A 25263-nucleotide genomic window follows, 5' to 3' on the forward strand; every position below is an offset into this window, starting at 1 on the left:
CTCTATGCATGAGGGGGAGTGCTGCGCCGTCGGGGTAAAGCAGGTGCGGAAAGTTTACCGTATTGCTCGGGTACGTTTGGGGATGTAGTTTGCGACAATTGTAGTGAGGTGTAATTGTAGTGAGGCGCAATTAATGAAATTAGATAAATGTCATTTTTGTCGGCTCTGAGCATATTCGCAACCCTATGTATCATATTGTGGCTGGCATATCGCCTGTATGTCACCAAGAAAGCACTGGCAACACAGAGCGAACGGGTGGAGGTCTCAGACCTCTCCCTGGCAGATTTGCGCGCGGCACTGGACGAGCATTCGCTTGTTGCCATTACTGATGCATTCGGAAAAATTACCTATGTAAATGAAAAATTTTGTGAGGTGTCCCAATTTGCTGCGCATGAACTGATCGGTAATGACCACAGTATAGTCAATTCCGAATATCACTCAAAAGAGTTCATGCGAAATCTGTGGCAGACCATAGCGAGTGGCAGGGTCTGGAAAGGAGAACTGCGCAATCAAGCCAAAGACGGTAGCCACTACTGGGTTGCGACGACTATCGTCCCCTTTCTTGACGATGCGGATAAACCACGCCAGTACGTAGCAATTCGCACGGATATCACGGAACGAAAGCGTATTGAGACAGAACTGCAGTCAAGCCAACGTTTGCTGGAACAGGCGATGGATGCTACTGATCTGGTGGCTTGGGAGTTTGATCCTCGCACCAGTCTGTTTACTTGGAATGCCAGATTCTACGCACTGTTGGGTACTTCCGCTGCAGCGGAAGGCGGATACGAAATGCCAGCGGACCAGTATCTGGAACGTTTTGTTCAACAAAATGACCAGGGTCGTGTACGCGATGAAATTCTCAGGGCCATTTCCTCACCACCGCATGACTCTGTCTTTACCATCGAATACTGTATCGTGCGACGGGACACGGGCGAGAAGCGTGACGTATTGGTTAGGTATAGTGGCGTTCATGATGAAGCCGGTCATACGCTCAATATTGTTGGCGCATTGCAGGATATAACGGAGAGAAAGCAGGTGCAGCGCGAGCTAGAGTCCGCACGACAAGCGGCTGACTTGGCTAATCGCGCCAAAACAGCCTTTTTGACGAATATGTCACATGAGATACGTACACCGCTGAATGCTATTTCAGGATTCGTGGAACTACTTGGGCACACCGCGTCACTGGAAGATCAGGCCAAAATGTTGAGCGCAACACGCGAATCGATAAATGCACTTTCAGGTATCATCGATGACGTGCTCGATCTTTCGAAGATTGAGGCGGGAAAATTTGAAATTCGTCCCGAACCCATGTCTCTGCAGAAGGTTGTTGATTCCACCCTTAGCGTTTTTTCCGGTAGTGCCACCAGTAAAGGTCTTTACTTGCGTGAGCATTATGACGATCGCATTCCCGAAGTGGTGCGCTGTGATCCGCTCAGGCTCAAACAAATTCTCTTTAATCTGATAGGTAATGCAATCAAGTTCACGCTCGATGGCGGGGTTGAATTGAGAGTTCTTCACAAGCAGTCCGCCGAAGGTATCCTGGACCTGGATATTGAGGTGGAAGACACGGGCATTGGAATCAGTGATCAGGATCAGCTGAAATTGTTTCGGCCCTTTGCCCAGGCTAGTCACACGGCTGATCATGAGTTTGGCGGCAGCGGACTTGGTTTGTTGATATCCCGTCGGCTGGCGGAAATGCTCGGTGGTACCTTGGATCTGCGCAGTACGTTCGGCAAGGGTACGACGATGACCCTGGCCCTGAGCCTGCCTATTGAAGACGTCAGCTTGTTGACTGCCAATACCCGCAAACCTCGCATACGTCAAAAAAGGGCGACAAAGGACGTTGCAACTCGAAACGCCAGAATACTCATCGTTGATGATAATGAGTTTAATCGAGTTGTACTGATGAAACAGCTCACACTTTTGGGTTATGACGCAGATGATTCGGTCGATGGCAGAGATGCTCTGGATAATATTGGCCGCAATGATTACTCGCTGATCATCACTGATTGTCACATGCCGAGGATGGATGGCTTCGAATTAACCCGGAAGGTTCGGCAGATACAGGGTGCTATGCCTGCGGCCGACAGGACTGTGGTTATAGCCTACACCGCTGATGCCATGTCCGAATCAAGAGAGCAGTGTCTCGACGCAGGCATGGATGATGTGTTGATAAAGCCAGTCGACCTGAATGCTCTGGATGCCATGATACAACACTGGCTTAACAATACGGTTGGTCCAGAGGGCGAACACCTGCGCTAGGCACCACCTTTGTGCGGCACTTTCTGGACATATTCCTATTACAAAAAGATGCTGATCAGTGCTCCAGCTACAATTGCTGAGCTAGTGAAAGCGAGTGCAGTTAGAGGTTGTGAGAAATTGTATTTGAGTTCTTCCTTGGGCGAGCATTCCTCCTGAAAAGCAAACCAGATGTCTCCCCCTGGCTTCATACCATTGAGCTGACGCCGGAAGCTCGATTCAAAACGAAAGTAGTTTTCGATAGTGAGCTGGCTGCCATCTTTAAAGACCAGTATCAGGCGATCCTGTATTCTGGTTAGGCTACCTATTGTTTCGGGGTCGACATTGACTAGCGCCTCAATTCCAGAAAACCCGGATGCTTCGGCTGCTTCGCTGCTCTCTAGTCCGGGGTTGGCAGAATTGATCAGGCTTGTTGCATCTGTCGATGTCTGCATAATATAGTCCTCAGGATGCCAACCAATATTTGGGGTTCTCGATGGAATCAATGGCCCATTCCAAAGCGATGTCATTTGGCATTGGCTCTGCAATTCCAAATCCCTGACCGAGTGTGCAGTTCATGTCCTGAAGCATTCTGGACTGGTCTGCAGTTTCTATGCCCTCGGCGACTATCGTCAATCCGAAAATATCGCTCAACTGAGCAACAAGGCGCACGATGCTCTGATCTTCTATATCAACGAGAATATGCTTGATAAATTCTCTGTCGATTTTGAGTTCATCAATGGGCAATCTGCGCAGATAAGTTAGCGATGAGAAGCCAGTGCCAAAATCGTCTAAGGCAAATTTTGCCCCCAATCTTTTGCACTGCAATATGACGTTGATCGCCGTTCGCAGATTAGTGAGAGCGGCTGACTCGGTAATTTCTATTATCAGAGAGCCTTCTGTCAAATTGCTGTGTCTTTCAAGCAACGTTTTAACTAAACCCACAAAACTGGGATGTTGTAGGTGAAGAGCCGCAATATTGACTGACACAGAATGCGGTAGACCGTGGTCGAATAGTGTTTGGGAAAACATCAGGGCTTGTTCTAACATCCACTCACCGACCATAAGAATCGGGTAGTCATTTTCGATGACAGGCAAGAACTGGTTGGGCAGTAAGAGGCCGCGTTCGGGATGCTGCCATCTGATCAGGCTTTCAAATCCTACTAGAGTAGAAGATGCAAGCTCGATTATCGGCTGAAAGAATATCCTGAACTCACCATTCTCCAGACCTGAAAGAATCTCTTTTCGAAGCTGTACATTCTGCTGTGACTTGAGTTCCTCGTTGGCATCGAATATGCGCCAGCAGTTTTTGTTTTCTGACTTGGCGCGGTACAGTGCAATATTGGCGTGTCGAAGTGCTTGGTCAACGTCGACTTGCTCGTCATTGGGACAGAGCCTTATTCCCATACTCGCACAAATATTCAGCTGTGCACCTCCTATCCAGAACGGAGTTTGAAGGGCAGAGAGGATGCGAGTGCAGATCTCTGGTAGATATCGATCAGAGTGGCATAGTAGCAGCGCGAATTCATCGCCACCAATTCGAGCTACGGTGTGTTCGTTCTGTAGCTCAATGCTGAGGCGACGTGCAACCTGGACGAGCAACTCGTCGCAAATATACTGGCCGTGCAGGTCATTGGCGGTTTTAAAATCGTCGATATCCAGGACTGCTACGGCATATTCCTTTTTCAATGCTGCGGCATTGTTCATCCTGGCGGAAAAAATTCTGGAGAACTCTGCTCCATTGGGCAGGTTAGTTAGCATGTCCCGCTTGCGCATTGCGTCCATTTTGTTCAGCAATTCCCGCTTGTCGGTAACATCGAATTGAATACACATGTATTTTTCTATACTGGTACTGCATGGCGATAGGATAGGAATAATCGTAGTCAGAACCCAGAACATTGTATTGTCTCGTGCACGGCAGCATAGTTCACCGTGCCATACAGATTTTCCTTCGATGGTTTTGAGAATGTCGCGCACGAAAATTTCACTGTGCTCCCCGGAATGGAGGAGATGGTGACTGTTTCCTATGAGTTCTGCGCGAGAGTAGCCCGAGATGTCGAGAAAGCGTCTGTTGACGTAGGTGATTTTCCCTCGGGTGTCGATCTCTGAGAAGATTGCAAAAGCTTCCAGGGCAGCGCGGTATTTTTCCTGAGCAGCCTCTCTGCCGAATATCTGAGGCTTGCCAAAGTTTCCGGTAGAAACTACATTGTTGGATCCCATCCCCAGTCCATCCCTCTAAAGGTTGCTGAGCTTATAAGATAGTGTGTTCTACCGCACTATAGTATTAGTGCTACTACGTAGTCTCAATGGAAATGGCCACTATCTGTCAATTTCAGATTGCTTAAGTATTGAAAATGCGGTTCTCTCTGTCTTGTCGTTCACATTACAAAACAGGTTTGGTGCGAATACTATGAGTTGCCCTGAATGATCACTTTTGCACTGCCCTGTGTTTGGCAGGTTGTACGGGTGCAGTTGCCCTCGAAAGTCTCGATTATTCTATTGGTACTATTGCTTCATATCGCACACACTGCCATTGCCCAGCCAGGCGTTTACACGGTTAGCGGACAGGAGGAAGGTGTGTTTGTTGGGTCACATCTTGGTATCTGGCGCAGTTCTACCGAAATACATGATCCAACGGGCGCATTCGAGGCTGCGGGAATTGATCCACACACTATAGCTCAGTTTCACAATGCGAGTTCCGATGGCAGTCGTTGGCATGTACTGGAGTTGTACAATCCTGGCTCTCGTGCGCGCTCAATGCTTATTGAGCTAAGGTATCCTTTTCTAACTGATGTTGAAGTGTTCAGCTTTATGGACGGCCAGTTGCAGGCCAATTATCGCGCGGGAATTCGTATTCCATTCTCTGAGCGCTCTATTTCGCATCGGTATCCTGTATTTCCGGTAAGTATTCCCGCCGATGGCACCGCCCTTGTACTGCTGATTTACAACATGAACCACGGGATGCTGGCTGACCAGTTGCGTGACAACGCTTATCTATGGGATGAGAAAAAGTACTTTTATAACTCGCGTACGTCCGAGCAGGTTTACTGGCTATTCTTTGGTGCGTTTCTGATTGTTATCCTTTACCACGCTGTAGGTGCTGTCGCGACGCGAGGGCGCCTATACTGGTTCTATACAGCCTTTTGTACAACGTATCTGTTAATGCAGATGTGTTTGTCCGGTTTTGCCTTCCAGCTTTTTTGGCCCAATTCGCCTGAACTGAATCTGGTTGTCCTGCTGACGACTATTACAATGATGCCAACTATTCTGGCCCATTTCACGCTCGCATTTCTCGATCCGGATCAGCGGTACGCATGGCTGAAGAAGTGTATATGGCTGGTTACAGTTCTGTGCTTCGCTGGAATATTGCCTGTCTATGTTTATTTCAGCAGAGATTACTCGGTGATCTCTGTCGTAGCCATTCTCGCGGTGCTGACCATCTGCGTAGTGTACTTGATGGGGGCGCTGGCGTTGGCGTTGCTCGAGTGGCGCCGGGGAAACCCCCGTGGCCGGCAGTTTACTATTGCCTGGGGCCTGTTCCTGGTCGCTCAATCTTCTGGCATATTTGTTTGGCTCGGCGTTTTCGAATCAAGTGTGAATCAGTCTTTCCTTAGCATGGCTGGTGCATTGTTTTCGCTGAGCCTGATCAGTGGGTATATGGCAGAGCGGGCCTCCCGATCACGGGCGAAACATCAGCTTGCGCATTCCCTGATGGATATCAATAATCAACTGGCTGTCGAGGTTCAGGAACGCAAGTTGGCGGAGGCCCGAGCATGGCACCTGGCGAATCACGATTCACTGACTGGTCTGCCTACCCTTCGACTCGCCCGTGAGCGATTACCTCAAGCGATAGAACTCAGCCAGAGTAGTGGCCGAAAAACTGCGATTCTGTTTATTGATCTGGATGGCTTCAAGGCGGTCAATGATACCTATGGCCACGCGGTAGGTGATCAATTGCTGCAGCAAATGGCAGCCCGGATGTCAGCTTGCGTGAGAGAAAACGATACCGTGGCACGATTGGGCGGTGATGAATTCCTGATCATTCAGACTGGTATATTGAATGTGGCGGTGATCAGCGCTGTGGCGCAGAAGCTTTTGTCCGTGCTGAGCCAAAGGTATGAGATTAATCAGCAGGTAGTCAAAGTTAGCGCCAGTATCGGTATCGCCCTATGCCCGGATCACGGTACAGATATGGAAGTTTTGGTAAAGCTTGCTGATACTGCGATGTATTCCATCAAGCAGGCGGGCAAGAACAATTTCGGCTTTGTTGGATGATGTGTCCTCTATATTGAACGGATAAGTGCTACTTGCCTGGTAAGCCATTCCGACGGTTGCAGTGCGTCACATGTTTGATGCCAGCAGAACAAATGGCATGGTACGGAAACTGCACTTCGCCCGGGAATTGTTTTGTTGAGTATGGCCGTCGTAATTTTCCGCTAGAGGAGACGTATGATCCAATAATACCCGGTAGAGTGTTCCACAACCAACTATCTGGTACAGAGATGGATTCGGATTTTGTAGTCAGATAGAATGCAGTACATACTTTCTAATAAGAAGTACTGCGCGAGGTCAGACGAATGGCTTGTCAGGATGATGACGCGACACCGATTATTGAACAGTCTGTTTATATTGTCGAAGACGATGAGGTCATTCGTAAACTTCTTCATGAGATACTGGTGCAGGAGAGTATCCCAGTAAAAACCTACGCATCAGCTGAGCAGTTTTTGCTGGAGTACAGCGTGGATAACTCCGGCTGCCTGTTGCTCGATATTAAAATGCCGGGTATGAACGGCATGGAATTACACAGGGTCGTTACCGCGCTAGGCAATAAATCACCAGTCATTTTTTTAACGGGTGTGGCGGATGTTGGTATTGCCGTCGAGGCGCTTAAAGCGGGTGCGATGGATTTAGTCGAGAAACCCTTCGACAGGGAAACAGTTCTGGACAGGATTAACAAGGCGCTCGCCTGGGATCTTGATGCCCGGCTCCGGGATATGGAAATTCAGGATATAAAGCTACGGATTGAGCGGTTGACACCCCGGGAGCGTGAAGTCATGGACAGTATCGTTCAGGGCCTGGCGAACAAAGTGATAGCTCGAAATCTTGGGATAAGTAGCAGAACCGTAGAGGTACACCGAAAGAATGTTATTGAAAAGATGTGTGCCGATTCGCTAGCTGACCTTGTCAGAATGTCTCTAGCCGTCAAATAGTTATCTTTAGCCAGCTCGCCCTGAGTCCGGGGTGGCCGGCTGCCCATTCTATGAAATAGGCATTTGTTTATTGTGCTTGCCAAGCAAGCTTTTCCTCTGTTAGCAGGTCCTGTGAACTAGACCGGTCGTGTCGGGCTGGACAGCAAGCCTTCTGCGTGTATGCGCTGCTGCCATTCCGATAGCCATTCAGGCAGTGCTGCGGCAGGCATGGGGCGGGCGATAAAATACCCCTGCGCGACGTCGCAACCCATTTGGCGTAACCAGTCCCAGTCGTTGCGGTCTTCAACACCCTCCGCCACAGTTGACATCTCAAGTTGATTGGCCATGTCTGTACTGGCTATGAAAATGGCCTGCGCAGTAGGGTTGCCAGAAGCACCATGTACGAATCGTTTGTCGATTTTGAGCTGGTCGAACGGCAGGTCGCTCAGTTGTGCCAACGAGGAATACCCAGTACCGAAGTCATCAACAGCCAGCTCGATCCGCTTCAGATGCAGTCTGCTGAGAGTATCAAGCACGGTCGCAAGGTTGGGTATCAGCTGGCGTTCAGTAACCTCCAGCTGAATGTCATGGGCCGATACACCTGACTCCTCCGCCATCGTTATAAGGTCATCCGGAAAACTCAGGGAGTTGAGGTCATCCATAGAGATATTGATGGCTGCTTTCACTTTCAGGCCACTGTCCCGCCAGATACGTATTTGGTGGAATGTATTGTGCAACACATTCATCGTGAGCGCCTGTATCAGCCCATTGTCTTCCGCCATGGGAATGAAGTCGTCCGGGTAAACTAGACCGTCGCGGGGGTGAAGCCAGCGTACCAACACTTCTACGCCCTCGAAGGTCCCTGTTTGTACGTTTACTTTGGGTTGGAAATAATTAACCAGCTCACCGTTGGCGATTGCCGCTTGCAAGATATTGGGTTCATAAGTGCTAGTTTTTGAGGGGCTCAATGATGGCAGCGTGCGTGTTGAAAAGGTAGTCAGCAGCTCTTTCAATGTGTCTGGCGCAACGGGTTTTTTTAGGTATCCAAGCACATTGATACCGCGAGCGTTCGCCAGCCGCATTACCGCAGACTGAGCCCGTTCTGACTCTCCGCTGACCAGTACCAATGAACCTTGGTATTCGAGTGTCACCAGAGAGCGAATGAACTCAACGCCGTCTATACTCGGCATATTAATATCAAGCAGTATCAACTGTGGTGTTTCACCAGAGTTGAGTATCTGTAGAGCATTCTCACCGCTACTTGCGGTTGTGATAGATTCAAAACCCAGTTGGCCCAGCATATGTCTGAGCAAATTCAGAATAAAGGGCTCGTCATCAACAACAAGGACGGTGAGTGCTTTATATTCTTCCACCAATGCCTCTCACGCGAAATATCAGCAATGACATTGCTACTACTATTCGCATTTCCTGACTCTCCTTAATGGTTTGTCGCACACACCGTTCCCAGGTATCCATTTGTGCACCACCTAAAATCACATGTGTTTAGCACTTCAACAGGATTGAAGGTAATTATCAACCTCAACCATAGTTTGATTGAAAAACTCTACCAAGCCCTCTACCTTCTCAAAATCTCCGGTGCGTACGGCAGTTTCAATTTGTGCACAACAATCCCCCAGTTGCTCTGCTCCAACAGCGCGAGCAGACGATTTTAACTTGTGAGCCGCTGCTCCCACCCGCTCAAATTCGCCAGACTGGGATGCGGTACGCAGATCCTGACTAATTGCCGCGGAAGTTCGCTGGAAGTCGTCGAGAAACCCTTGAATGACATCGGGGTCGTTGCCTACCAGGTTCCTCAGCACGTCTACATCGATGGGTAAGTTGGGAGATTGCTCCCCATTCGCAGGGGACGGGAGTTTGCTGAAGGAGTGATCTTCCAGTACCTCCCCAGATAGCCGAAGAGGTAATGGTGGTAACCATCTGTTGAGGATATCCTCGATGTCTTCCAACGGTGCAGGTTTACTTAAATAGGCGTCCATACCGTTTTGGATACAATAATCGGCCTCTCCGGACAGTGCGTTGGCGGTGAGAGCAACTATGCCGATATGCTCGAATTCATCTTCCTCTGCGCGTATGGCTGCGGTCAGTTCGTAACCATCCATCTCTGGCATGTGCAGATCAGTCACTAGTACGGGATAACTACCTCTACGCCAGAGTTCCAATGCTTCGCGGCCGTTTTTCGTCATGTCTGCGTATATACCGAGAAGGGCAAGCTGGTTCAGGAGTACTTTCTGATTAGTGTCGTTGTCCTCCGCAACCAGGATCAATCGCCCATATTCTATGGCTTCGTCACGCGATAGCGGTGAGTTTCTTTTACTGTGGTGTTTATCCGAGGTAGCAATAGAGGATTGTTCCAGTGTTTTTCGACCAGCTGCGACCTCAACCGCGGATAACAGGCTGCTTCGGCGCAATGCGTTACCATCAATCATAAACACGCCTTCACCTTTCTGCCGAAGGTTATGTCTTTTGCCCCGCTCTATTACTACAGTAGCGAAGCGCAGTGCCGACTCGCTCTCCAATCCCTGCGCATCCCTGATCTCGGCAGTTCTCAGGTGGCGTTCTCCGGCGTCAATTACCCAGATCCATGTACCCTGCTGTTTACCTTCTGACCAAACGCGCGCTTCAGCCATGCTGCTGTTACGCGCAACGTTTGCGCCACAGTGCAATAGATAAGCTGCCAGATTAGGGGAGAGTCCATCGGGGTCGCCGATCACCAAACAAGACAGCCCTGCAAGTTCTTCGCCCGCTTTCTGTGGTAGATGAGTGTCCACATCTACTGTGAATGGCAGTTGCACAGTGAATGTTGAACCGACGCCAACCTCGCTGCTAACGGATATATCACCATTCATTAACTGTGCAAGATTGTGAGATATCGCCAGTCCGAGCCCGGTTCCCCCAAACTGACGCACAATGGAAGCTTTGCCTTGCTCAAATGGCGCGAACAGCTGAGCCTGGGTGGCGGCATCCATGCCAATACCGTTGTCACTTACACGAAATTCCATAACAATTTTATTATCATTCTGTTGTACAACTTCGGTTCGTACAGAAACCTGGCCGCGTTGATCTTTTCTCTTGCTGCAAAACTTCACGGCATTACTGATGAGATTTACCAGAATCTGACGCAGGTGCTGGGCGTCACCACGTATGATGGGGGGAGTATTGGGATCAATAAATACGGTGAGATCTATCTGTAGCTTTTCTGCGAACCGGTCCATCATCAGGCAGATACTTTCTACACTCGACGCCAAATCGAAAGGTGCCTGATGAAGCTCCATCTTGCCGGCTTCGATTTTGGATAGATCGAGAATATCGTTGATAATGCTAAGCAGTGACTGAGCCGAGTCCTGGATCAAGGTAACCATTTCCACCTGGTAGCCCTTCAGGCTGGTTCTGTGCAGTACGTCGAGCATGCCTATCACGCCATTTATCGGCGTTCGGATCTCATGGCTCATGGCGGCGAGGAAGCGAGATTTTGCCGCGTTGGCGGAATCAGCCTGTTCACGGGCGCTTTTTAGTTCTTCGATAAAACGCGTACGCTCACTGACATCGCGCACTACTCCTGTGAATCGCCACTCACCTGAACTGGCCGTTTCGACAATGCTGAGTTCCACTGGGAAAAGCTTGCCATCCTTTCGTAAGCCCATGACTTCACGCCCGATACCATCGCTTTTGTGCGGTAGTGTACGGGTGTGGTTGTAGAGGTAATCATCGAACTCGTCCTGAAATCGATCTGGTGACAACATGAGAATATGATGGCCGATGACTTCGCTGGCTTCGTAGCCATAGAGTTGTTCTGCCGCTGAGTTGAAGGATTGCACTTCGCCCTCGGCGTTAAAACCAATGACCCCGTCAACGACAGCGTCAAGAACCAGATTCAGACGCTCGGTTTCTGATTGTGCGAGCTTATGCGCAGCTTGGAGCTCTCGCGCTACGCGTCGCTCTTTAGACACGTCTCGAAACGTGAGTACCGCACCGACAATTTTGCCGTCTCGGTTACGAATCGGTGCGCAGTTATCAGCGATGGGGCGTTCTTTCCCATCACGTGACAACAGCAACGTGTGATTGCCGAGTTCCCGGATCTCGCCCGTCGACAGCGATGCAATAATGGGAACCGATGCCGGCTCTCGTGTGAGTTCATTCAGGATGCAGAAAACCTGATCCACGGGAAGCCCGATTGCCTCATCCTCTGACCAGCCCGTAAGGCTTTCGGCCATTCGGTTGAAGCGTGTGATTTTGCCGTCAACATCGGTACTTAATACGCCGTCGCCGATGGAATGTAGCGTTATCGACAGTTCTTCTTCGCGGGTGTTCAGGGCTTCCTGAACGCCCAAGAAATCAGTGATATCCCTTGCAGATGCATAGATAATGCCCTCCTCGGGCAGGGAGCTTGACGCCCAGGAAAGGTGTCTCCAGGATCCGTCCTTACAGCGATATCGATTCACAAAGCGCGTTACTGTTTGCCCAGCATCCAGTATGTCTATCGCTTCGAGAGTGGATTGCATATCCTCTGGGTGGACAATATCGAGGAAAGGACGTGCAAGTAGCTCTTCTTCAGAGTAACCGAGAGTCGTTTGAAAAGCCTCATTGACCTGCAGGAAGCGACCCTCTGTATTGGCAATACATATGAGATCAAGGCTCAGGTCAAAGAAACGGTCGCGCTCATCTTTGGATTGCAGCCTGCCGAGCTCTGCGTTGCGCATGATCCTGGCACCCCATAACAGGAGCAGGCCGATCAGCAGAAGGTTCAGCGGGGTAAACAGCGCTACACCCAGTGTTTCGCTGAAAATTCCCTGTGCCTCCCCTTCGAAACGAAACAGTGCTGTTGCCACTTCTGTTAACGCTATCAGTGGATATCCCCAGATAAGAATAATCGCGCCTGGATAGTTACTTGTGGTCAGGGACATCAACCCCACTCTGGGACGCGCAAACAGAATTCCCAGAGCCAATAGCGCGCATGCGATTGCAGAATGCAATGCCATAGATGAGAAGATTTCTTCTGAATAGCGGTGCCCGATGCCAAAAAGGTACTGTTCTACACCGAAGAAAGAGACCAGTGACATCGCGATAGCGATAAACTCTGACGGTCTCCAACCGCGTTTGCTGGTTACGTCGATAAACAGGAGCGCCATGCTTGCGAATGCCAGACAGATTGCTGTGCCCGGTGCTGTGCTGCTACGCATTCCGGTGAGAGCATTTGTGAGTTCCCCAGTGAACAAAAATTGGTCCGCGCCTAATTGCCATCCCAGATAGTGTTCTGAAAGGACTGCTAAACCAAATACCAGTATTGCGCTAAGCCCAGCTGTCGCCGCCAGCGCGCTAAACCGCGAGTTGAATAGTGTATTGCTGCCTGTACTCTGGTACTGCCTTGCGAGCGCCAGCCCGGTGATTATCAATGCACAGGCTGTCATTGGATTCATGGAGGGAAAGTCTGGCGCCAGTCGTTTGATGGAATCAATATCCATAAACCAGCCATATAGCACCACCGCACCACACAGCGCCACCGCAAGTCCAATGATGAGCGATAGTTTCTCCAGCTGGCCAAATCTAGCGTTAAGGAGGGATGGTGGGGATATTAACGGCATAGCGCCTCCGCTATAGATTCAGTTGGGCAATAGCGTAACTACGTTCCAATTTTGCTGTTTTGGATGGCAGCAAGTACTCGAATGTTAGCACGGTCCGGGGTGTGGGGTATGAATGGATGCGGGCCGGGTGGGGCTGCCCGGGATGAGTGCAAACCCTGCGTGTCGTGATGTCAGACTATCCAGCTAACCAGATCAAGATGAATAGCGTTTTGGAGTAGGTGGTAGCCTTAGTCGCGGAGCCAGTTTTACCAGTTGTAGACCGCAGGTGCCATCGCGATAGCCATCGCGGCGTCATCCATCGGGAACCAGTTGCCAGCTCGGGCTACTTCCTTTGCCTGAAACTCCGGCCCCATAGAAGAGAACAGCTCAAACTGTGGCCGGTAGTGACTCCACCCCCTGCAGTGTCTTTCTTCATGGCTTATGGTGCCGGGTGTGGCTAATTTGCCCACAAAGATGTCGCAGTGATTTCCCCCTAGATACGAACAGGCTTGTATCCATCGGCTGCCGCAATATTCCCTTATAGACTCAACATAGTGTATTTCAATCGTCGGGTTGAGTAAGTACGGGTAGTTATACATCGACTCCACCTGCAGAGTTGTATTTTCCGCCAGCCAGTCGCCCGGTCCATAGTTGTAGTCGGACCAGTCGCCAGTAGCGCAGCCTGGAAGGAGTATGACGAGCGCCAGTTGTCCAAGACGTTTGCCCAGCAGGAAGAACTTTCTTGTCATCATTAGCACGGTATGTTTACCCCCTAATATTCCAGAAATTGCCACTCTAAAAAGAATGGAGAACGTCATTGTTCTAGCCAGGGTTCAGTATTCGGTGCCTGAACCACATTGCCATGATTACATTCTGGGGCGATACAACAATTCGTATGATTACGTGGATGGAGATAGGTAGATTTACCTATCTCCAAGCAGCGTTATGCAGTTCCGGGTGTCAATGTGTAAGCGCTAGTACAGGGTGCCTGATGCTCTGTTCGGTAGAGTACCTCATGCGTATTCTCGTAGAAAATCACTAGTTGAGTATCTTCCGAGTAAGTAATGCTACTAATTGAATCTTTATGCAATCACGTTATCTTGCAGTCGTTGCCCCGCGCTTCCCGGCGTGTTGGCATCACGGGCTCATTTGCATAGCGTGGTAACGCTGTGCGTAAGCGGTTGAATGAGTTGACGTAATCAAATGGCAGGTTGGGCGTTCGCGTTCTTTTGGATGGGAGAGGTACGATGATTGAGTTGCTACAGTCTATCGGAGAGATAATTTCCATTCTGGTTGTTTTTCTGCCAGTTGTGGCAGTTATTGCAGTGATAGCACGTGAGGGAATACGCAGCGCTAGAGCGTTGTTCTTCAATGAGGAGAGTGGTACGGATATCTCTGCGTGAAATAGTGATTGAATACTCTAAGCGTTGTGATCGTTGGAAGCGGCAAAGACTGATGGAAACAGCTTACATTCTGGCTACTTAGTCTACTCTGCCCGTGCTCGGCAATACGTTTTCGTAGCCACAGATGTGACTACTCACGCACGGGTCTTTTCGCGAGTTTGCGCTGCAACGTGCGTCGATGCATCCCAAGCGCACGCGCAGTAGCTGAGATATTGCCATTGTTGTCCAGTAGTACCCGCTGCATATGTTCCCATTCCAGGCGATCCAGTGATGTGGGTGATGTCGGTATCGGTGTTGACTCTACGACTCTGTCCTCTTCAAAAGCCAGCAGGATCTCATCTACAGTCGCCGGCTTGCATAGATAATTACAGGCGCCACTGCGTGTCGCCTCTACGGCCGTGGCAATGCTGGCATACCCGGTCAGTACTACCAGTTTAGCTTGCGGAGCGGCGCGGATTAGCGCGGGAATCGCGACCAGGCCCGATTCCTCCGGCATGTTTAAGTCAAGCAGGATGTGGGAGGGTGTAAAAGTTGTACAGGCTTCTATCGCTGACGCAGCGCTGCAACATTGCAGGCACTGGAAACCACGTCGCTCAAACCCACGTGTCATGACGCCGGTAAATATCGGGTCATCATCCACCAACAATATTCTGGATTTCCCACTCATGCTGCGCTTCCGTGGGCTACTGTCGGACTGGAGACGGGCAGAGTGATTTTGGCAATGGTGCCACCGTCCGGCGCATTACGCAGGTTCAATTGACCCCCGTGACGTTCTACCGCACTGCGGCTTAGAAGCAGACCGATACCGAGGCCGCCGGTGTCGCTATTCCTGTCACCACTGTGTAAACATTGCAGCAACTGTGGTGGAATACCGGGCCCCCAATCCCTGATTTCCATTACGATAGATTGCGCGTCCCAGTCGAGCGTCACGGCTATGCGCTGTGACCCGGAATCAGCGGCGTTATTCAGCAGGTTCTCAATGGCCTGGCGCAGGGTGAGGTCGCACACCAGCACCGGTACCGGCTCTTTGCCAAGACATTCGTACTGTCGCGTCACACGGGGTCGGCGCAGCCCCCAGCGTGTGACCGCCGATTCCACAAATTCCTCCGCCGAGACCTGTTCAAAACCGCCCGAGCGACTTGTCTCTGCGGTATGACTCAAGGCAGCGAGGGTGCTGCGGCATTGCTGTAATTGATCACGCAGCAGTTCGCAATCCGCGCGCGTTGTCTCACTCAGTGTCTCATCCTGCAGTAATTCGTCTACCAGCATGGTCATGGTGGCGAGCGGGGTTGCCAACTCGTGCGCTGTGCCCGCCGCCAGGCTGGCGACAGCCAGTATCTGGTCGTTGCGCATGCCCACTTCCCTTCGCTGGGTCTCCCGGGCGTCCTGTTGCCTGAGGAGAGTGGCCATGCGAACGACAAAGAAGGTAATCAGGCCGGCGCTGAACAGGAAGTTCAGCCACATGCCGAGGGTATGAACACTGAATCCATCGCCGTGATGCATGCCGCCCGGCGGTGCGAACAGCGGGAAGGGCTGACTGTACAAAAACAGTGAACTGTAGGCTGCCAGCGACACTGCCGCGATCAGCCAGGTATAGCGCCACGGTAATACCGCCGCGGCCACCACCACCGGTACGATGTAGTACGAAATAAACGGGTTGTCTGCTCCGCCGCTGAAATACATCAGGGCTGTCCAGCCGATCACGTCGACAAGCAGTTGGCACAGGAACTCGCGTGTGCTCACCGGCCACGGTTTTGTTGTGCGCCATAGACTGATCGCCGTCAGGATACCCAGCACCATCACACCGACGCCCAGCCCCAGTAAACTCTGCGTTGATTCCTTGACGCTGGAAACGTAGATCAGGACCCCTACCTGCCCCATCAGCGTGATGGCGCGAATGGCCAACAGACTGCGCAGGTTGGTCAGCGACAGGGCGTAGGGTATCGGGTTTGAAGGCGGTATCTGGTTCACGGGGTGGATTATAACGACTTCCCGGAGATTTTCGTCACAATTGCGCCCCCTGCGACATTTTGTCACATCCTCGGACGTTAGCCGCGTTGCTATACTCGCCGCCGCCGTCAGCCACCCTCATGCGACTTTTACGGCGCCTGGGTGGCGCACTTCGTTAGTCCGTTGCAAGGAATAAACATGAATGTTATATCCCGCGCAGGTTCATCAAAGAACCCTGTCCGAACGATTACTTTGATTGCTGCGAGCGTGCTCGCCGCAGACCTTCAGGCCCAGCAAGAAACGGGCGCACAGGCGTCCAGCGTACTGGAAACCGTGGAGGTGCGGGCGCAGAAACTGCAACTCGATCTGGCCAGGCAAAACGCGTTGATACCCGGTGGTGTCAGCCTTATCGACAGCGATTTGCTCTACCAGCGCAATGTGGCCAACCTCGCTGACATGCTGCGCTACACCCCGGGGATATGGTCGAACAGTACCTCCGGCGGCAGCGGCATTTTCCTCTCGTCACGCGGCTCCAATCTGGACGCCACCGACTACGATATGAACGGCATTAAGATGATGCAGGACGGTTTGCCGCTCTCCACCGCCGACGGCAACAACCACAATCGCCTGATCGATCCGCTCAGTACACGCTATGCCACAGTCGCACGCGGCGCCAACGCACTTACCTGGGGTGCCAGCACGCTTGGCGGGGCGATAAATTTCGTGTCGCCCACTGCGCGCAACAGCGAGCCGCTTGAACTCTATCTGAACGGCGGCAGCCACGGGCGTATCAATACGCGTGCTACCGGCGCCCAGATTTTCGACAATGGCCTGGACGGACTCGTCACCATTGAGCGCAATCACTGGGACGGTTACCGCGATCACAGCCGTGAAAAACGCGAGGGTATTTATGCCAATACCGGGTGGCAGTTTTCGGGGGACTCTGAAACCCGGCTCTATGCCTCCTATCTGGACAGCGATCAGAAACTACCCGGTGCACTGACAGAGCAACAGTACAAGAGCGACCCGGATCAGGCATCGGTTAACGCGCAGGGCGGCAACTTTCAGAAGAATGTTAATTCCTGGCGGGTGGCCAGCAGGACACAGTGGGCGCTGGGTGACAATGAGTCACTCACGTTCGGAGTATCGTGGGAAGAGCAGTCACTCTATCACCCGATCGTCGACAAGGTATTGGTCGACTTTGACGGCCCCGGGCCGATGCTCCCTACCGAGGTGTTCAGCTTGCTGATTGATACCGATCACCGGGATCTCGGGGCGAGCGTGCGTTATGAGGCGACGATAGGTGACCATGATCTCCTGTTCGGATTGAACTACGGTGATGGCAAGGTCCACGGCGGCAACTATCGCAACGATAACGGCAGGAAAAACGGCTTGACCACTCGCGTTAACAACAAGGCGCAGAATGCCGAGGTGTTCGCGATGGATCGCTGGCGTATCGCCGACCAGTGGACACTGGTGTACGGTATGCAGGGCGTATGGGCCGATCGCGATGTCGAGAATACCGAGGTTGAAACGGGGCTGCGCCGCAACCCCAGCGATGATTACAGCAGCCTGAATCCCCGCGTGGGGGTACTGTACGATGTCAGTGATCAGGTCACACTGTTTGCAAACGTCAGTAAACTGTTCGAGGCGCCGACCAATTTCGAGCTGCAGGACGATTTTAGAGACAACGATGACACCCTCGATGCGATGAAGGGCGCGGTGTTGGAAATAGGCAGCAGAGGTACGCAATCACTGGGCGCAGTGGGCGAGTGGTACTGGGATGTCGCGGTGTACTACGCGCAGATCGACGATGAGATTCTTTCGGTGGATGACCCTCTGGAGCCCGGAACCAGCTTGTCGACCAATATCGACAACACAATCCACGCCGGCGTGGAATCCCTGTTTGGCGCCAGTCTGGCACTGGACGGTGCAGGTGTACACCGGATCGACCCGACCATCAGTATCACCCTCAATGACTTCAGTTTAGATAGCGACCCGTACTACGGCAATAACCAACTGCCGGCAGCACCGGATTACGCCGTGCGCGGTGAGCTCCTGTATCGCAACGCCAACGGTTTCTACGTGGGGCCCACATTTGACCTGATCGACAGTCGCTATGCCGATTTCAGCAATAGCTACAAGGTAGACAGTTACGGTCTGCTCGGCTTGCGCGGCGGTTACAACGCAGAGCGCTGGGAAGTGTTTGCCGAAGTCACTAACCTGCTCGATACACGCTACGTATCCACCGTGACAGTGAAAGATTACGCCGCTGCTGATGCCGATATCCTCTATCCCGGTGCGCCATTGTCTTTCTATGCCGGTATACGGTTTCAATTGTGACGCTCGCCCGAGTGCGTAACGGTCTTTCTCGTGTCGAATCAGCTTGCAGGGAGCGACAGTATGGATAGTGAGGCTTCCCCGCGTTATCGCGCGGCCTGGCGCTGGCACTTTTTTGCCGGCGTCTTCGTCGTGCCTTTTCTGTTGGTGTTGGCCATTACTGGCCTGGTGATGACGTATTATCTGGCGGTGGACGGTGTCAGTGGAGAGCGTCTGGTCGTCGATAGCCGGGGGCAGGCGGCCAGCTCTCCTGTGCAACAGATGGCCGCTGCTATGGCGGCGGTGCCGGACAGTTCTGTGACGCTCTATGTGCCACCGCGCAGCGCTACTGACAGTGCGCAGTTTGAATTGCTGCAGGCAGGGAGTATACAACTGGTTGACGTCGACCCCTACAGCAACGCGGTGTTGCGTGTGCACAGTAAAGACGACACCATTTATGCGATAGCGCGCGCAATACACGGCAGCCTGTTGCTGGGAGATGTCGGCGATACCGTGCTGGAAATCGTTGCAGGGCTGGCGCTGCTGTTATTGGTGACGGGTGTCTATATGTGGCTGCAGCAGCGCAAGCTCACCCGCGCGAGGAGGGCAGTAGTACGCAGCGGATGGCGTCGCTGGCACTTGCTGACAGGCTTGTGGTCGACACTGGGACTGGCGTTCTTTCTGGTGTCAGGCCTGGCCTGGACAAATATCTGGGGTGGCAAGTTTGTGCAACCGTGGAACTCATTCCCCGCGGAAAAATGGGGGCCCGTATCTCTGGCCACCGCCGATCATGCCAGTATGAACCACGGTGTCGCCAAAGTGGTGCCCTGGGGACTGGAGCAAACGCCGATGCCGGCCTCGGTTGGTGATACTCATCATCATCGCAATGTCGATCTGGATACGGTTAATCAGATGGCGCTGACACTTGGGTTCGCTCCCCGTTACCGCATCAATCTGCCACAGGGGGATGACGGCGTATACACGATCAGCCGCAATACCATGACCGGTGACGCCGACCGACCAGCTCAGGAGCGTACGCTGCATATAGACCGCCATAGCGGCGAGGTGCTGGCTGAGGTCGGTTTTGCCGACTACCCGGTGATGGCCAAGAGTATGGCGGTCGGTATCGGCCTTCATCAGGGCAATATGGGGCGATGGAACATCGCGCTGAATGTTCTGGTTTGCCTGGCACTGATCTTTTTGTGCGTCAGCGGTACAGCAATGTGGTGGCTCAGGCGGCCGTCGAAACGCGGCTTGTTGCCGGTGCCGCCGCGCACCGTTGGCCTGCCACTGCGCAGCGGTCTGACCGCAGTATTGCTGGTAATGGGTATCTTCGCGCCACTGTTGGGGCTGTCGCTACTGGTCGGCCTGTTGCTGTACTGGTTGAGCAGGCGCCGCACAGCCTAGGCGAGTGGGGCGCTGTCAGTGTACCGCCGATACCGGTCGCATCTGTGTGTCGCACATCCCGCCGACCACTACGGTGACCGTCACCGCGTCCTGATCACAGGATTCGCCGCGCTGCGCGATCGCGCAGGTCAAACCCAGCGGTTTGCCGGCATCCAGCCAGAATGGCGTTTTCCGATATCGACCGATGTCATCGGCCGGGCAGCCAGCGGGAATTCCATAGGGTGAGCAGCCGGTGCTGCCGGACAGTGATACCTTGCGACCGTCAACGAGAAAGCCGGGGTAGTCGTCCCGATACTCGATGACATCGCGTTCATATTCCTCGTTCAGTACAAAGGTGCGGAAGCGGTAGTCGCTGCCGACCTTGTCGCCCGCCTGAATACGCGTGTTGGCGATCAGCGCAAAGTCATCGCCATTGCGCGCTACCGCGCCCGTCATGTACTCAACGCGCGGGTGCTCTGGAAAGCACTTACCCATTGCCGGTGCGTGGTAGTAGTGTGCTGTGCGATCCAGGTCGGGTAGTGGGGTGCCCGGGAACAGTGCCGACAGGTCCGCGTCGTCGCCGAACAGGATGCGTTCTACATCGGGTGCGTTTTGTGTGTACATAGCCTGCAGCTTGGCGTAGTAGGGGCGATCGGCAAGATCGTCGCGCAGGTAGCAGGAGGTGAGCCCGGAGATCTGGGTGAGGTATTCATCCCATATGTTGTACTGTGAAACCTTGGTGGCCACACCGGAAAAATCGCCTTTGGCCGTGCAGCCCTCGCGGTCGAAACAGCGCTCAAGCGCACGGTTGCGGATGGTCAATGCAATGATGTTGCGTTCACAGGCGCCGTAGGCGTTGCAACCGCGATCGAGGTGCCCCTCGAACAGCGCGGTACGCATCGTCAGGTCGAGATGGCGGGCGCGGGCGAGTTCATCGCGGTGCCAGTCACCCGGATTGGTCTGCTCAAAGTCACGCCAGGCGGCCAGTAGCGAGTCGCGTCGGCCTGTCAGCTGGTCGTTGGCCTGTGCGCACTGTGCGCTGTTGTGGAAGGCGCGTACGATCGTATCCGGGCCGCCGATATCGACCAGGTCACCACCGCGTTCCAGTTCCAGCGATATATCAGTGGCGGGCGGTGGATCGAAGAAGGGGACCTTCTCCATCGCGTACAGCTTGCGCACACTGATCACAAATTTCTGGCCGGGCTCACAGTGATGGTTCTTTACCTTGAGTACTTTGCGTTCGGCAATGGCCTCGGACACCTTGGCCGTGCTGGCCGCTGTGGCGGTGCGTGGATCGGCAACAATATCAAAGCCGACATACGGCGTACCGCCGGCGTCCGTCAGCGGGCTGCCGTTCGCCATGACCAGACAGGGGATCAGTGTCGTGCCCTGTGGCAGTGTGCCGGCGGGGCTGCCCGGGCCACTGCTGCGAAAGCGCTGCACATCGTAGTAGGGCATATCGAGATCGCCGTTGAACTGGTACAGCGTCATCACCGGCGTCGCCGGAATGTCGGCAAGCGAGATGTGGGATACACCCAGTGCAAGCGCGCCAGCTAACAGTTTCAGGCCGATCATTTGTATCCGCATTCTACGGTATCCAGGCAGTGTGATGTGTCGTTGCTAACAGGTGTCGTGGCTCGCCATACGATCAATGGCAGTGACGGCAATATTCTGACGCTTGCTCAATCGCAGGGCAAGAGATTTGACGGCGCCGCGCGTCACTTTCTCGCGACAGATATGGGCTACTCCCTACCGGCGCTGTCAGGCCAGCGTGGTGCCGCCATCCACAGCAATGATTTGACCGGTGACAAACGCACCTGCGCGACTGGCCAGCATCAACGCGACGCCCATAATATCCGGATCTGTTCCCCAGCGATGCAGTGGAATGGCCCTAATTTCGGCTTCGTATGCGGCGGTATCGCTGCTCGCGTACTCGGTCATGCGGGTGTGAAAGCGCCCGGGCGCGATCGCGTTCACACGGATATGTTGCTCAGCGAGGGTCGCCGCGAGGTTGCGTGTCATTTGGTGGATCGCGGCCTTGCTGGGGGCGTAGCTGAACGTATCCGTACTGCCCATGATGCCGGCGATTGAACCGATATTGATAATGCTGGAGGTGTTCTCGGGTGTGGCGTTTTTGGTCAGTAGCGGAAGCATCGCCTGCGTCAAAAAGAAGGGGGTTTTTACATTGAGGTTCATCACCTTGTCCCAGCCCTGTTCAGGAAAATCGGCCAGCGGTGCCAGCCAGCCCACACCTGCATTGTTCACGAGGACATCGATGTGCTTCTCCTTTTTCTCCAGTTCTGCCACCAGCCGCGCAATCTCATCCATACTGCTGATATCGCCGGGCAGGGCGATACATTCCCCGTTGCTGAAGTCCGCGCAGAGTTGTGCTGCCGCCTGTTCGCAGGCCTCTGCCTTGCGTGCAGTGATATAGATACGCCTCGCACCCGCGGCAAAAAAAGCCTGGGCAATTGCATAGCCCAGTCCTCGTGAACCACCGGTAATAACGCAGACTTTATCTTGCATGGAAAAGAGTTGATCGATCATGAATGCTCCTGATGTCTATTTGTTGGCCGGGTAGCGCTCCGGTTTCAGCGTGAATCGTGTAAAATGCGGCGTTCGTTTTTTTGAGTGTGCTGTATGAAAACTGTCGTGGCGTCTTCCCCTAATCTGACTGATGAAATTCCCGCCGATTCAAGTAGTACACCGCCCTGGTTCGAAACGGCGATCGCCACGCCGCGCCGGGAGGGATGGCTGGATAGCGCCGGGTGTCCGATACATTACTTCAGCTGGGGAGACCCTGCAAAGCCCGGCATTTTACTATTACACGGCTTTCTCGCACATTCGAGATGTTTCGCGTTTATCGCGCCGCTACTGGCTGAAGACTATTATCTGGTCGCGTACGACTTCTCCGGCATGGGTGATTCCGGTGCGAGAGAGGCATATCCCGATGCGGTACGTCTGCAGGAACTGAGGGATGTCGCGCAGGCTACCGGACTGTTCGAGTCAGGCCAGAAGCCAACTATCATTGCGCACTCCTATGGTGGCACTGTCGGCCTGCTAGCGATGGAACAGTACCAGCACGATTTTGCCGGTCTGGTGATCTGCGATCTGATGACGCTGCGGCCAGAGCGTTTTAAAGCACACATGATGGCGGGCGGCGGACCACCCGGGTCGCAGGATCCGAAGCGCCCCAATCGAATTTATCCAGATTACGAAACGGCCAAGGGCCGCTTTGTCCTGTCGCCAGCGCAAAAGGTCAATGAGCCGTATTTGTTCGACTATATGGCCTACCATTCGCTGAAAAGGGTCGACGGCGGCTGGACCTGGAAATTCAGCCCCAGTGTGTTTGAGCGTGTTGAAAATATCAGTGAACGCCTGTTGTCGCAGGCCACACGAATCGCGCAGGTACCGGGGCGCATCGTCATTGTGTACGGTGAAGAAAGTGAACTGTTCGATGCCGACTCTGCCGACTATATCCGCGAGGCGGGAGGCGGGCACATTCCCATGATTAGCATTCCCGATGCCAGGCATCACTTGATGCTGGATCAGCCGGTGGCGTTTGCATGCGTGCTTAAGGCAATTTTGGCGCTGGAGTTAAAGCAGGTGGCAGTTGACCATACGTGAGTGCCTGAGCGGCATATGGGCCCTGGACGGAATCGATTTTCTGTTGACTCCTCCCGCTTGAGGGAAATATCCAATCTCCCTGGAATGTCGAGAGCGATGTTCCGGCAGAGCGTCGCTACTTATTTTCATTACCATCAGGCAGTTGGCCGCATTTTTCTCACTCATGCGGCTTCGATTGATCCAGCAGGTCATCACCGCTCTCCGATTGTATCTCTTCCTCGACCTTTTCCACCAAATGCGTCTCCGGGGCTGTGTCGATGACGTCCCCTTCGGGGGCAGTGAATTTAGCCGAAGATTGAATGCGTGCTGTATCCGAGCCGGCACGCGATACATCCTGCTCTGGCTCCGTGGTTGTCTTGCTGCCCAGCGCAGCACTGAGTTCAGGGTCAAAGCGCAGGCGATAAATGGGTTCGGGCAGGGTGAACCCCTGATCCTCCAGCACTCGCATCGCCGCGCGTATTGCGTGGCTGCGTGCCTTGCCATAATCCGTCTCGCGCTGATCAACCCAGGCGGCAAACAGGATGACGATATTGGAATCGCCCACTGTTTTTATGATGGCACTGGGCTCCGGCTCACTGAGCACAAACTCGAGTTCACGTATCGCATCCAGCCCTGTGTTCATAGCCGCCACGGGGTCATCCTGGGCATCAACTCCCAACTCAAATGTCAGGCGGCGTTCTGGATTCGTGGTGTAGTTGAGAATAATGCCTTTGAATACCGCAGAGTTGGGGATGCGTAAATGATTGCCGTCGAGAGTCATCAGAATGGTCGCGCGGGAGGTTAGACGCACAACAATTCCTTCGTGCTCATTGATAATGACATGGTCTTTGGCTCTGAAGGGTTGGCGCAGGCTCAGCATAATACTGGAGATATAATTCTCCATGGAGTCCCGCACAGCGAATCCAATCGCCAAACCCAGTACACCGGCCCCTCCGAGAATAGTTGCTATCAATGCGCCGGCACCCAGTATTTCCAGCGCCAGAATGACGCCCAGCAACAGCACGCCCAAGCGTACTGCCTGGCTGAGTAGTTCTGCGAGGAAGGGATTGGGCGCAATACGTTTCCATAGCGTTTTTCGTCTGGCCAGGAAAGCACCAAAAAGACCTGACAATACCAGCACCAACATTGCTAGCCCGATCAAGGGCAGGGCCTTAACGAAGTCCGCAATCATAGCCCCGAACTTGTCGATCAGCGGTTGCACATTGTCACCGACAGCTAGCGTGCGATTGATGTCGTCCTCAACTGTGACGACACCGACCAATCGTATAGCGAGCCGCTGCGCTTTCTCTGCGGCGGCCTCATTTGCAACATTACCTCCCAGGGTCACCACACCCTCTGTCACTGCGACGGTTACTTCGTTGAGAACGTCAATTTCTGCAAAAATATTCTCGATGCGAGAGCGGATTTTTTCATCCAGTTGCGCACTATCATGCACTGTTTCAATAACCGGTTCGGGATCCGCGATGTCGCTATCTGAATCCTGGCCTAGCGCAAGAACGCCGGCCAGAGTGAGCCAGCAGCATAGTAATAAACGAAAAAATGCGAACACCCATTACCTCCTATCAGCCTGCT

At 53.1% G+C, this 25263-nt stretch carries 17 protein-coding genes; 7 read left to right on the forward strand and 10 right to left on the reverse strand.

What is annotated here, in order from left to right; translation table 11 throughout:
• The first annotated feature begins 147 nt into the window (after positions 1 to 147).
• Positions 148 to 2262: a PAS domain S-box protein gene (locus tag AC0L6S_RS02090; RefSeq protein WP_473426762.1), complete on the forward strand. Its 2115-nt coding sequence runs from the start codon at positions 148 to 150 to the stop codon at positions 2260 to 2262.
• A gap of 38 nt (positions 2263 to 2300) precedes the next feature.
• On the opposite strand, the gene AC0L6S_RS02095 is transcribed toward AC0L6S_RS02090, so the two are convergent.
• Positions 2301 to 2693, reverse strand: coding sequence for a hypothetical protein (locus tag AC0L6S_RS02095; protein ID WP_473426763.1), 393 nt, complete (start codon positions 2691 to 2693; stop codon positions 2301 to 2303).
• A gap of 10 nt (positions 2694 to 2703) precedes the next feature.
• Positions 2704 to 4458, reverse strand: coding sequence for a putative bifunctional diguanylate cyclase/phosphodiesterase (locus AC0L6S_RS02100; protein WP_473426764.1), 1755 nt, complete (start codon positions 4456 to 4458; stop codon positions 2704 to 2706).
• Positions 4459 to 4662: 204 nt separating this feature from the next.
• Here AC0L6S_RS02100 and AC0L6S_RS02105 point away from each other — a divergent pair, with 204 nt between their 5' ends.
• Positions 4663 to 6513, forward strand: a complete 1851-nt coding sequence (locus AC0L6S_RS02105; protein WP_473426765.1) for a 7TMR-DISM family protein — start codon at positions 4663 to 4665, stop codon at positions 6511 to 6513.
• Positions 6514 to 6815: 302 nt separating this feature from the next.
• Positions 6816 to 7448, forward strand: a complete 633-nt coding sequence (locus AC0L6S_RS02110; protein WP_473426766.1) for a response regulator transcription factor — start codon at positions 6816 to 6818, stop codon at positions 7446 to 7448.
• Positions 7449 to 7564: 116 nt separating this feature from the next.
• Here the strand turns inward: AC0L6S_RS02110 and AC0L6S_RS02115 are convergent, their stop codons facing one another.
• The 3 genes from AC0L6S_RS02115 to AC0L6S_RS02125 form a co-directional block, all read right to left on the reverse strand.
• Entirely contained in the window at positions 7565 to 8800 is a 1236-nt protein-coding gene (locus AC0L6S_RS02115; RefSeq protein ID WP_473426767.1) for an EAL domain-containing response regulator, read from the reverse strand.
• Positions 8801 to 8938: 138 nt separating this feature from the next.
• Positions 8939 to 12145, reverse strand: a complete 3207-nt coding sequence (locus AC0L6S_RS02120) for a PAS domain S-box protein (RefSeq protein WP_473426768.1) — start codon at positions 12143 to 12145, stop codon at positions 8939 to 8941.
• Between the two features lie 1127 nt (positions 12146 to 13272).
• On the reverse strand, positions 13273 to 13824 hold the full coding sequence (locus tag AC0L6S_RS02125; RefSeq protein ID WP_473426769.1) for a hypothetical protein: 552 nt from the start codon (positions 13822 to 13824) through the stop codon (positions 13273 to 13275).
• Between the two features lie 429 nt (positions 13825 to 14253).
• Here AC0L6S_RS02125 and AC0L6S_RS02130 point away from each other — a divergent pair, with 429 nt between their 5' ends.
• Positions 14254 to 14409, forward strand: a complete 156-nt coding sequence (locus tag AC0L6S_RS02130; RefSeq protein ID WP_473426770.1) for a hypothetical protein — start codon at positions 14254 to 14256, stop codon at positions 14407 to 14409.
• A gap of 130 nt (positions 14410 to 14539) precedes the next feature.
• Here AC0L6S_RS02130 and AC0L6S_RS02135 read toward each other — a convergent pair whose 3' ends face one another.
• Together AC0L6S_RS02135 and AC0L6S_RS02140 are read right to left on the reverse strand one after the other, a co-directional pair.
• Entirely contained in the window at positions 14540 to 15076 is a 537-nt protein-coding gene (locus tag AC0L6S_RS02135; RefSeq protein WP_473426771.1) for a response regulator transcription factor, read from the reverse strand.
• On the reverse strand, positions 15073 to 16380 hold the full coding sequence (locus AC0L6S_RS02140; protein ID WP_473426772.1) for an ATP-binding protein: 1308 nt from the start codon (positions 16378 to 16380) through the stop codon (positions 15073 to 15075). Before AC0L6S_RS02140 ends, AC0L6S_RS02135 begins: the two co-directional genes overlap by 4 nt.
• Positions 16381 to 16557: 177 nt before the next feature.
• On the opposite strand from AC0L6S_RS02140, the gene AC0L6S_RS02145 reads away from it, so the two are divergent.
• Positions 16558 to 18702 (forward strand): TonB-dependent receptor family protein, encoded by a 2145-nt coding sequence (locus AC0L6S_RS02145; protein WP_473426773.1) that lies wholly within the window; start codon positions 16558 to 16560, stop codon positions 18700 to 18702.
• A gap of 60 nt (positions 18703 to 18762) precedes the next feature.
• Entirely contained in the window at positions 18763 to 20085 is a 1323-nt protein-coding gene (locus tag AC0L6S_RS02150; RefSeq protein ID WP_473426774.1) for a PepSY-associated TM helix domain-containing protein, read from the forward strand.
• Positions 20086 to 20100: 15 nt separating this feature from the next.
• On the opposite strand, the gene AC0L6S_RS02155 is transcribed toward AC0L6S_RS02150, so the two are convergent.
• Together AC0L6S_RS02155 and AC0L6S_RS02160 are read right to left on the reverse strand one after the other, a co-directional pair.
• On the reverse strand, positions 20101 to 21651 hold the full coding sequence (locus tag AC0L6S_RS02155) for a hypothetical protein (protein ID WP_473426775.1): 1551 nt from the start codon (positions 21649 to 21651) through the stop codon (positions 20101 to 20103).
• 174 nt (positions 21652 to 21825) lie between these two features.
• Positions 21826 to 22611 carry an SDR family oxidoreductase gene (locus tag AC0L6S_RS02160; RefSeq protein WP_473426776.1) on the reverse strand — a complete coding sequence of 262 codons (786 nt, stop codon included), beginning with the start codon at positions 22609 to 22611 and terminating at the stop codon, positions 21826 to 21828.
• Positions 22612 to 22704: 93 nt separating this feature from the next.
• Here AC0L6S_RS02160 and AC0L6S_RS02165 point away from each other — a divergent pair, with 93 nt between their 5' ends.
• Positions 22705 to 23691: an alpha/beta fold hydrolase gene (locus AC0L6S_RS02165; RefSeq protein WP_473426777.1), complete on the forward strand. Its 987-nt coding sequence runs from the start codon at positions 22705 to 22707 to the stop codon at positions 23689 to 23691.
• Between the two features lie 157 nt (positions 23692 to 23848).
• Here the strand turns inward: AC0L6S_RS02165 and AC0L6S_RS02170 are convergent, their stop codons facing one another.
• Positions 23849 to 25240: a mechanosensitive ion channel domain-containing protein gene (locus AC0L6S_RS02170; RefSeq protein ID WP_473426778.1), complete on the reverse strand. Its 1392-nt coding sequence runs from the start codon at positions 25238 to 25240 to the stop codon at positions 23849 to 23851.
• Positions 25241 to 25263: the final 23 nt, after the last annotated feature.

The organism is Halioglobus sp. D3-4, assembly GCF_055809315.1.